General features: G+C 46.5%; 8 protein-coding genes. 6 read left to right on the top strand and 2 right to left on the bottom strand.

Features of this window, described 5'->3' with window-relative positions:
* The first annotated feature begins 324 nt into the window (after positions 1-324).
* From ACTXGE_RS12395 to ACTXGE_RS12370, 6 genes are all read left to right on the top strand, one after another.
* The gene (locus tag ACTXGE_RS12395; RefSeq protein WP_443543681.1) at positions 325-1773 is read left to right on the top strand and encodes an imelysin family protein; all 1449 of its coding nucleotides are present in this window, start codon (positions 325-327) and stop codon (positions 1771-1773) included.
* 138 nt (positions 1774-1911) lie between these two features.
* A complete protein-coding gene (locus tag ACTXGE_RS12390; RefSeq protein ID WP_435949612.1) occupies positions 1912-3471 on the top strand; it encodes a di-heme oxidoreductase family protein in 1560 nt (519 codons plus the stop codon).
* Positions 3472-3516: 45 nt separating this feature from the next.
* Complete coding sequence (locus ACTXGE_RS12385; RefSeq protein ID WP_443543679.1) at positions 3517-4653, top strand: imelysin family protein; 1137 nt, start codon at positions 3517-3519, stop codon at positions 4651-4653.
* A gap of 37 nt (positions 4654-4690) precedes the next feature.
* Positions 4691-6202 carry a DUF1513 domain-containing protein gene (locus tag ACTXGE_RS12380; RefSeq protein WP_443543678.1) on the top strand — a complete coding sequence of 504 codons (1512 nt, stop codon included), beginning with the start codon at positions 4691-4693 and terminating at the stop codon, positions 6200-6202.
* A gap of 3 nt (positions 6203-6205) precedes the next feature.
* A complete protein-coding gene (locus ACTXGE_RS12375) occupies positions 6206-6880 on the top strand; it encodes a M48 family metallopeptidase (RefSeq protein WP_443543676.1) in 675 nt (224 codons plus the stop codon).
* 131 nt (positions 6881-7011) lie between these two features.
* On the top strand, positions 7012-7614 hold the full coding sequence (locus ACTXGE_RS12370) for a methyltransferase domain-containing protein (RefSeq protein WP_435949606.1): 603 nt from the start codon (positions 7012-7014) through the stop codon (positions 7612-7614).
* Here the strand turns inward: ACTXGE_RS12370 and ACTXGE_RS12365 are convergent.
* Together ACTXGE_RS12365 and ACTXGE_RS12360 are read right to left on the bottom strand one after the other, a co-directional pair.
* Entirely contained in the window at positions 7595-8242 is a 648-nt protein-coding gene (locus ACTXGE_RS12365) for an HD domain-containing protein (protein WP_443543675.1), read from the bottom strand. The genes ACTXGE_RS12370 and ACTXGE_RS12365 overlap by 20 nt on opposite strands.
* A gap of 1 nt (position 8243) precedes the next feature.
* The gene (locus tag ACTXGE_RS12360) at positions 8244-9152 is read right to left on the bottom strand and encodes a hydrogen peroxide-inducible genes activator (RefSeq protein WP_435949603.1); all 909 of its coding nucleotides are present in this window, start codon (positions 9150-9152) and stop codon (positions 8244-8246) included.
* Between the last annotated feature and the right edge of the window lie 171 nt (positions 9153-9323).

Below are 9323 nucleotides of genomic sequence, written 5' to 3'. Positions count from 1 at the left end.
AAGGACTAAGCCCTGTACAGTACAGAACTCAGTCCTTGTTATAAACTTAAACCGTCCAAGTTTAGGGGGTCAGTTCAGTCATGCTGGCTTTTTTGTGTTTATAATTCAAGGTTTAGCAATATTTATAGATAAAAATCGTTAAAGATTAAGCGCTAAGATTGTTGTCCTTTTATTGCCAAATAAAATAACATTAATTTTTATTTGATAATAGTTCTCAATAACATTATAATTTGCAAAATTAAGTATTATCGCAGTAGCTAGAGATTTACTCCTCCAATTCTCATTAGCTAGATTAAACTTTTACACCATTGATTAAGGCTATTTATGACCATCACTACGCTAAAACGTCGTCGCTTTTTGCCAGCGAGTTTGGCAGTTGCGCTATCTTCTATGCTGATGATATCTGCTTGCACCAAACAGACCGAAGAGAATGCTGTGGCGACTGAGCAAAATGAGACTGCTGCAACTACAGATACCGCAAACACAGCAAGTGATGGTGCTCAGCATGCAAGTTTAGATAGATTGCTAATTAGTTATAGCAATATGGCGCATGCTGCCTACAAGGATTCGCTTGAGAGCGCAAAAGTGCTCCAAGCTGCCGTTGACATTTACGTTGATGCGCCAAATGAAGCCAATCTTGCTGCAGCTAAAGCGGCGTACAAGGCGGCGCGCAAGCCTTATTCGCAAACAGAGGTGTTTCGATTCGATGAGGGTTTTGTCAGCAATGACGATAAGCGCAAGATCGGTAGTATCGATAGCTGGGAGGGTCAAGTCAATGCCTGGCCGCTTGATGAGGCACTTATAGATTATGTTAGTGATAGCTACGAAGGCGAGTACAATAGTAGCGATAACATTATCAATAGTAAGCGCATTACCGTCGGTAGTGTCAAGCAAGACACTAGCGAGATTACCCCTGAGCTTTTAGTCGATATGGCTGAGATTGGCGGGAGTGAAGCCAATGTCACTACAGGCTATCACGCCATAGAGTTCCTACTATGGGGTCAAGATACCAACGGCGTAGGCGAAGGTGCAGGCAAGCGTCCTGTTAGTGACTATGTTACGGCAGAGGGTCAATGCACCAGCGGTGATATAGTAAACGACGATGTCAGCATATGTGAGCGCCGCGGCGAGTATCTAAAAGCAGCGACCCAGTTATTGGTTGATGATCTAGCCTTAATGGAAGCCCAGTGGCAGCCCAAAAGCGAAAACACACTACGTAGTGATATGCTAGCCCGCCGAGATGATAATGCCCTGCGCCAAATCATGTATCAAATGGGTAGCCTAGCCCTAGGCGAGCTGGCCTCGCAGCGCATGCAAGTGGCTTTTGTCACAGGCTCTACCGAAGATGAGCACGACTGTTTTAGTGACTTAACTCACATTAGCTATGCTAATAACGCGCGTGGTATTCAAAACTTATTTAACGGTAATTATCAGACTATCAATGATAAAACTATCGGCGGTTACGGTCTTAAACAATACCTCGTTGACACTGGGCATAAAGACGCCGCAGATCAACTAGACTCTGACTTTACTCGAGTAAAAGCGGCCTTTGACGTCATTAATGACAAAGCTGAAAACGAAGGGATAAAGGTCGATCAGATGATTGCTACTGCTGGACAAGTCAGCAAACAGGGAATCACTGCTGAGGAGCAAAACAAGCGCCGCAGTTGGGTTGAGAATGGTATTACAAGTTTGCAAGCGCTAACGGATAGCTTAGAGAATGCTGCAAAATCAGTCGGTATTGACAATCTAGCGGCGGACGATGGAATGTAAGTCAAAGCTTACTAGCAGTGGCTACTAAGTCGTTAAAAGTGAATGAGAATTGTTTTCACAAACGAGCGATTGGAGTACAATAACACGTTATCAGCGTTGACTGATAACGTGTTTTTTTTGTGTTAAGTTAAGGATTTTATGAGTACTGATAAGATTTGCAGTATTAATAAGCGAGTAATCACTATTACGGCAGCTTTGGGTATAAGCGCCTGCCAGCCTACTATAAGCGATAGCGAGGCCTTGTCTTCTGAGCGCGTACAGACTATAGAGTCACTAGCAGGTGTTCCTATGCAGCAGCTGGCCGCTTTTGATCCACAAGAGATCAAGCAAGGCGGCGACACCGGTATCACTATTAGCAGCCGTGAGAGTTACTCAAAACCCTCATCGAATCTAACTGCCTCACGTAAGGGTGACTTTTTTATTGGTAATGCTTTTTTTATGCAGCCTTGGGTTGCCGCTCCTGCTAGTACCGATAGCCGCGACGGTCTAGGTGCTTTATTTAACGTAGCCGCTTGTCAGTCTTGTCATATAAAAGACGGGCGCGGGCATGCTCCGATGACAAGTGATGACGATGCCGATAGTCTATTGATTCGTTTGGCTATGCCGGCACAAACTGCTGAGCAAAAACAGCAACTACAAGACTCCCTTATCGAAAAGGTCGTACATCCAAATTATGGTGGCCAGTTGCAAGACCGCGGCGTCCAAGGCGTACCTGCTGAGGCGCGTATCCGTGTTACGTGGACAGATAAACCGGTTACTTTTGCTGATGGTCACGTGGAGACGCTGCGCGCGCCTACCTTTAACTTAACTCATCCCGGCTACGGCGCTTTTGATGAGGCATTGATGGTGTCGCCGCGAGTCGCGCTACCGATGATAGGGCTAGGACTGCTTGAGCAGATACCAGGCACCGACATCAAAAACCAAGCCAATAGTAGCAAAGACGGTATCTCTGGTAAGTTCAATCTGGCTATGGATCCACAAACAGGCAAAGTCGCACTAGGACGTTTTGGCTGGAAGGCGGGTCAAACCAGACTGGTGACTCAAAACCAAAGCGCCTTTAATGAAGATATGGGCTTGACCTCAAACATCCGTCCTCATGAGTCTTGCATGCCGACTCAAGCCGCTTGCTTAAATGCTGCAACGGGAAGCGATACGCAAGGCGATGGCAAGCCTGCGGTAGAGGTCAGTGACGAGATTACTAAGTTTGTGGAGTTTTATACGCGTAATCTAGCGGTTCCACATCGCCGTGATGCAGATAGCGAGCTGGTGCTCGCAGGCAAACAGCGTTTTTATGAGATAGGCTGTCAAAGCTGCCATACCCCAAGATATGTGTTGCCAAAAACCGACGATGACCGTCTTGAGCAGCACGGGCAAGTCATCTATCCTTATACTGATTTACTATTGCATGACATGGGTGATGACTTGGCGGATCGTACTATTGCAGGCAAGCTTCCAGCAAAAGACATACAAGTTGAGTTTTTAGCCAATTCTTACGAATGGCGCACCCCAGCGCTTTGGGGTATCGGTCTTGCGCAAACTGTCGATTCGCAAGCAACGTTTTTGCATGATGGACGCGCGCGAACGCTAATGGAAGCGGTACTGTGGCATGGCGGCGAGGCTGAGGCGCAAAAGCAAAACGTACTTAAACTAGATAAGCAAGGTCGCGCTGAGCTTAATGCGTTTTTAAAATCATTATAAAAATAATCGAAATCTGCTATAGAATTATAAATTACCGAGAACTTTATGAAAATAAATCATGGTTTAGTGCTAGCGTTATCCGCTCTAAGTGCAGGGCTACTCATCAGTTGCGTCAAACCTGCTGACGATACTGCTAGCGAGGTAGATAGCCAAAAGGTCACTCAAGAGCCGACCCAATCGGCTGCGGCGCAAAGTAATGGTGAGCGGGTCGCTACTGTAGATATTAGCGCTGAGACAGCCAGTACTTATCTGACTCATGTCGCTGATGATATAGTGATTCCAGCTTATGCAGATGCTGCCAAGCAAAGCGAGCAATTGTATAAGCTTGCTCAGCAAAACTGCCAGCAAGCGCCAGTTAGCGGCGCTAAGCTACAAGAATTACGAGATCAGTGGTTACAACTTGCACAGGCTTGGGCGGCAGCTGAGATGATTAACTTTGGCCCTGCGACTGATAGCATGAGTAACTTATATATAAACTACTATCCTGATGAGCGCGGACTGGTGCATAGCGGCGTGGCAGATCTTATCGCTGCCAACCCAAACCTAACTGCTGAGCAACTGGCTAACGAAAGTGCTATTGTTCAAGGCGTACCCGGACTTGAGGAGGCGCTATATGTCAACGACAGCTTAGATGCTGCGCAGTGCGCGTATGTCATTAGTGCCAGTAGTGCTTTGAGCACGCGCCTCAAAGCTATCGAAAGCAACTGGCGCAAGAACGCAGCCACCCTGATGGCTATCGACAAAGCCCCAACTAGTGATCAGGGACTCAACCAGTGGTTTAACTCGCTACTAGCGCTTGTTGAGATCACAAAAACCAATGCTATTGATCAGCCATTAGGAATCACAGGGTCTACAAAAGGTCATCTACCAGCAGCAACAGCTGAGCAAAGCCGCGCTATCATAACCGCAAAGGTAGCTGCGCTAAACCAAACGCTGACCGATCCTGCTTTGATCGCTATACTTGGGCACAATAATGAGAGCCTAGTCAGTGATAATCTCTCCACCGCGCTTAGTGATACCACGACCCTACTTGCGCAAATGCCAGAAGATATCGCCGACGCAGACAAGTCTGAGCAGCAAGCCTTGTTTGATCAATTAACGACAGTTACGCGGCTTATAAAACGTCAGCTTATTCCCGCCTTAGGTATACGCGTGGGCTTTAATAGTAATGATGGCGACTAAGACATGACTATCCATAGCGTTAAATGGGGAGCTAATTATGAATAATAAAACTAAAATAAGCTCTGCTAATACGAATAAAAATCTATCTACCACTCCCTCAAACCAGCAATTGAGTTACGAGCTTATCAAGACATCCGCGCTAACAGCGCTTGGCACCTCTATTTTTGTAGCTATGCATCATCAGTATCGTAAGCAACGTCAGCCTGAGGCAAGATTACAAGATTATATAAGGGGTGCTCAGGCGCGGCTAAACGCATTCTCTGTTTTATCCTCACCAGCAAAAACCTCAACACCAGCCAAACCGCTCATACGTTTGCGATGTGCTTTTGATGCAGCAAAACGAGCATACTCAAACCCTGATGAGACAAATGCTAATAAAGATAAAGCGGATCAGGAGTTAGCGGCATTATATACGACAACTAGGCTTGCGCGTCCAGTGTGCTGGGTAAGTGGGGTAGCCGCTATACCAAAGAACATGTCAGCGCATGATGATAGCGAAGACAATAGTGGTAACGATTTTGGCGTCGTCGGTATCGATGCTGATCGGCAGCTTGTCTGGCAAACGTTGATGCCTGAACGTGTACACGATATCGTCGTCCAGCCCATCTCTAACAGTAGGACAGCAACCGATAAGCAAAGCCGCGATGTTGTCGTTATGGGGCGGCGACCAAGTGAGAGATTTTGGGTATTAGACGCCGCTACAGGACGAGTTAAGCGCGCCATCAAGGCATCGGCTGATCGTCACTTTTATGGTCATGCTTGTTACAGTTTAGATGGTAATCGGCTCTACGTGACCCAAAACGATACGATAACTTTGAGCGGTAAGATCGGCGTTTATAATGCTCGCAACTATCAAAAAATAGCAGAATTTGACTCCTACGGTATCGGCCCACACGAGCTGATTATGTATCCAGACGGCGAGACATTGATCATCGCTAATGGCGGTATCAAAACCGAGCAGGCATCGCGCGAGGAGCTAAATCTCGATACTATGCGCCCCTCTTTGGTATATCTAAACTTACGTGACGGCAAACTACTGGAGCAAATCACCCCTGAGCACAATCAGATGAGCGTGCGCCATCTTGCCATTCACGATAACGGTACGGTCGCTATCGGGATTCAGTTTCAAGGTGAGCGTCATATCAATGTACCACTGGTACTGATTCATAAACGCGGCGATACCCAGTTTACTCCTTTGGTTATGCCTGATAATCAGTGGCAGAGGTTTCATCAATATATCGCTAGCGTCGCTGTCGATAGCGAGCACGATCAGGTATGCGTCGCCACGCCAATGGGTGGCTGCGCGGCTATCTTTGATTTAAAAACGCATAGCCTCGTTGATACTGTGCGCCTGCCAGATTGCGCGGGTGTAGCAACAAACTTCGAAAAATCAGGCTTTATCGTCAGTGATGGGCATGGTTATCTTAGCGCTTTGCACGTCACTAATAGCGAAGCAAAGGCAGACAATCAGTCTAGCAAAGCGTGTATCGTGGTAGATGGTCAGCAGCATTTGATGTCTTTTGACAATCACTTGCAAGCGTTGTCATAGTTGATGAAAAAAAATCACTCATCGCCTAAACACCGCACGCCTTTATTAGAGAATGTGCTCAACCAGTTGGCAGCAGCAGGTATTGCCTTAGATATCACACAAAAGCGTGTTAAAAATATTAACTTTCGTCTAAAGCCGTATCAGCTTAAGGTGTCTATACCGCTGTTTGTGGGCTATGAGCAAGCCGCGCAGGCAATTGATAAGCGCGTGCCTTGGGCGATTGATAATCATGCACAAATCCTAGCGCAGCATCAACGTAAACAAGCGTTTTCAGCTAACGATATGGATAATAGTCCTGTGCTATTGTGGGGCGAGCCGCAAGCGCTTGTTTTAACTGATGATGAAAAAATCGCTCTCTATCGCCAACAGCTTACAGAAGTCACGCCTGCACTGCTCGATAAGTGGCAACCTATCGTCGGTGCCAATGCTAAAGAGGTGAGATTCAAAAAAATGCACACGCGCTGGGGCAGCTGTAACACCCGCGTGCGAAGAGTATGGCTGTCTGTTTACTTGCCCGCCTACGCTATCGAATGCACCGAATATGTCATCGTCCATGAGCTGTGTCATTTACATCATGCCAATCATAGCGAGGCATTTTGGCAAACGGTAAGAGAGGCGATGCCTGAGTACAAAAGATGGCATGATATGCTGGCGGGTAAGTCAGGACGACTAGATTGATTAGTAATCGTTTAAATAAAAAACGGGCTAAAATTAAAATACAGGTGTAAATAATATAAAAACCTATTATAAGCCTGATATGATAGGTCGTAGCAGATTATTGTTTTTAAAAATGGACAACAGGATACGTTATGGACAAGGTCAACCAAGCTAAGTTTTGGCAGCAGCGCTACGAGACAGGCAGTATACAGTGGGATATGGGACAAATATCGCCACCACTCAAAGCCTATATCGATCAGTTGCCAGAGTCTGCCAAAGATCAGCGTATCTTGGTGCCAGGGGCGGGCAATGCTTATGAAGTGGGTTATATGCATGAGCAAGGATTTACTAACGTCGTTCTGGTCGACTTTGCGCCAGCACCTATTGAGGACTTTGCCAAGCGCTATCCTGACTTTCCAGCGCAGCATTTAATACGTGCGGACTTTTTTGAATTATCGCCAGAGGAGTATCAGTTTGACTGGATACTTGAGCAGACGTTTTTTTGTGCGATTACGCGCGCGCGCCGCGATGAATACGTGCAGCAAATGGCAGCTCTACTTAAACCAAAAGGCAAACTAGTAGGTTTGTTATTTGACAAAGAGTTTGGCGGTGACGATATTCCATACGGCGGTAGCAAAGCGGAGTATCAGCAGCGTTTCGCGCCTTATTTTAATATTAACGTTATGGAAACCAGCATCAACTCACATCCTGCACGTCAAGGCAATGAGTTGTTTCTTAATCTGCAAGTAAAGTAATCTCGCGGCTGATATTCTCGCGCGCCTGAGACTCTAGCTGATGATAGTGCTCGGTGAGATAGAGCTTAGGATGCGTCAGTAAACCCTCTAATACTTTGGTTCGTCCTATGCGGTATTGCTCCTGCGTGACATGCGCGTATTCTTTGCGGACGGCCTGCGTATAGTGCTCGTACTCTACCCACGGTGCACCCAAAATACTCAAATCCATATCCAGCATGTAAGCGGCATCAAGGCGGTTCTCTGTGCCTGCAATCTTATGATCAGCGGTCATCATGATCAGCGCATAAATACGCGCGCACTGCGCAATATCAAGATAAGGGCTTAATTTTTCTTGCGCAAATTTTGCGCTTTTACTCTCATTACCAGCGCGCTTAGGATCGTATATTATGTCGTGATAATATATAGCCAGCGCTACGATATCTGGTTGGGTCAGCTGGCTCTGAATCTTATCAAACTGGTCAAACAGTTGCGCTAAGTGCTCTAAGGTATGATAAGCGCGAGCAGGCTCGCTATAATGTGTGGCGATATCGTGCCAGAGTATCAAGGCAGTATCTGGCGTCGTGCACCCGCTCATAGCTAGGTGCGCGGCGAAACGCTTGCTTAGGTTTGTATTTTTGTGCGTGTTCATACTATTGCTGCTTGGCGTCGTCTTTAAAGGCCTGCCCAAACACTTGACCGAGCAGGTTGACATCATCTACGCGCGCATAATTTAAGCGCGTGACAAAGGCGATTTTGCGATGGGGACCTTGTTCCGCTAGTGGCACGGCGACGGCGTTTTGATTTTGCAAATGCAATTGATCTAGCGCCATCTCAGGGACTAAGGTCGTGCCCATATTAGCAAGCGCCATTTGAATCAAAGTGTTTAAGCTGGCATCAGAAAAGCTCGATTTCATTTCTGCGCGATCAAAATGACAGACCGACAGCGTCTGATCCGTCAAGCAATGCCCCTCGCCTAGTAGCATGAGGTTGGCAGTCGCCAGCTCATCTGAGTTAATAGTATCGAGCTTGGCATGTACGTCATCCTTTGGAAATACTGCAAAAAAGTCCTCCGCCCAAAACTCAAAACTATGTAAACCCTCTACAGCGTAAGGTAGCGCGATAATAGCGGTATCGATATGACCGTAGCGCACTTGTTCAAGCAAGCGCTCTGTTTGCTGCTCGATAATGGTCATACGAAACTCTGGGTACTGCGCGCGCAGCGCTGGCAATACCTTTGGCAACAGATAGGGCGCAATCGTCGGAATGATACCGACAGTCATAGGGTAGGCAAGGGGTGTTTGATGACTTTGCGCGCGCGTGGTCAAATCATTGACCTCAGAGAATATGCGCTGCGCTCGGGTCAAGATATCTTGTCCGATAGGCGTGATCAGCACTTGCTTATTATTGCGCTCAAATATTTGCGTATCAAGCTGTTTTTCAAGCTCCGCAATTCCCAAACTTAGCGCTGATTGGGAAATATTGCAGTCCTCAGCCGCGCGTTTGAAATGACGATGTTTAGCAACGGCTAAGGCAAATTCGAGTTGGCGTAAGGTAATCATAAAAAGCTCTCTTTATAAGTATTTGGTAAGCAGTATTGAGATCAAATAGTAATCAAAGGTACAGCGGTCATATCAGGTAAAGGGCTCTAGTTGATAAGACGAAAGGATAGGATAAGGTAGTGTATCAATATTAATAAAACAAAACATCAAGTTAAAAACTTTTAACTGGAG

The sequence above is a fragment of the Psychrobacter sp. T6-4 genome, assembly GCF_052258425.1.
Taxonomy (GTDB): domain Bacteria; phylum Pseudomonadota; class Gammaproteobacteria; order Pseudomonadales; family Moraxellaceae; genus Psychrobacter.
This window is presented reverse-complemented; position numbering and strand designations above follow the sequence as displayed.

Bases quoted from the DNA above. Each gene is read 5' to 3' on its own strand.
- ACTXGE_RS12395 (WP_443543681.1), top strand. From the start codon at position 325: ATGACCATCACTACGCTAAAACGTCGTCGCTTTTTGCCAGCGAGTTTG.
- ACTXGE_RS12390 (WP_435949612.1), top strand. From the start codon at position 1,912: ATGAGTACTGATAAGATTTGCAGTATTAATAAGCGAGTAATCACTATT.
- ACTXGE_RS12385 (WP_443543679.1), top strand. From the start codon at position 3,517: ATGAAAATAAATCATGGTTTAGTGCTAGCGTTATCCGCTCTAAGTGCA.
- ACTXGE_RS12380 (WP_443543678.1), top strand. From the start codon at position 4,691: ATGAATAATAAAACTAAAATAAGCTCTGCTAATACGAATAAAAATCTA.
- ACTXGE_RS12375 (WP_443543676.1), top strand. From the start codon at position 6,206: ATGAAAAAAAATCACTCATCGCCTAAACACCGCACGCCTTTATTAGAG.
- ACTXGE_RS12370 (WP_435949606.1), top strand. From the start codon at position 7,012: ATGGACAAGGTCAACCAAGCTAAGTTTTGGCAGCAGCGCTACGAGACA.
- ACTXGE_RS12365 (WP_443543675.1), bottom strand. From the start codon at position 8,242: ATGAACACGCACAAAAATACAAACCTAAGCAAGCGTTTCGCCGCGCAC.
- ACTXGE_RS12360 (WP_435949603.1), bottom strand. From the start codon at position 9,152: ATGATTACCTTACGCCAACTCGAATTTGCCTTAGCCGTTGCTAAACAT.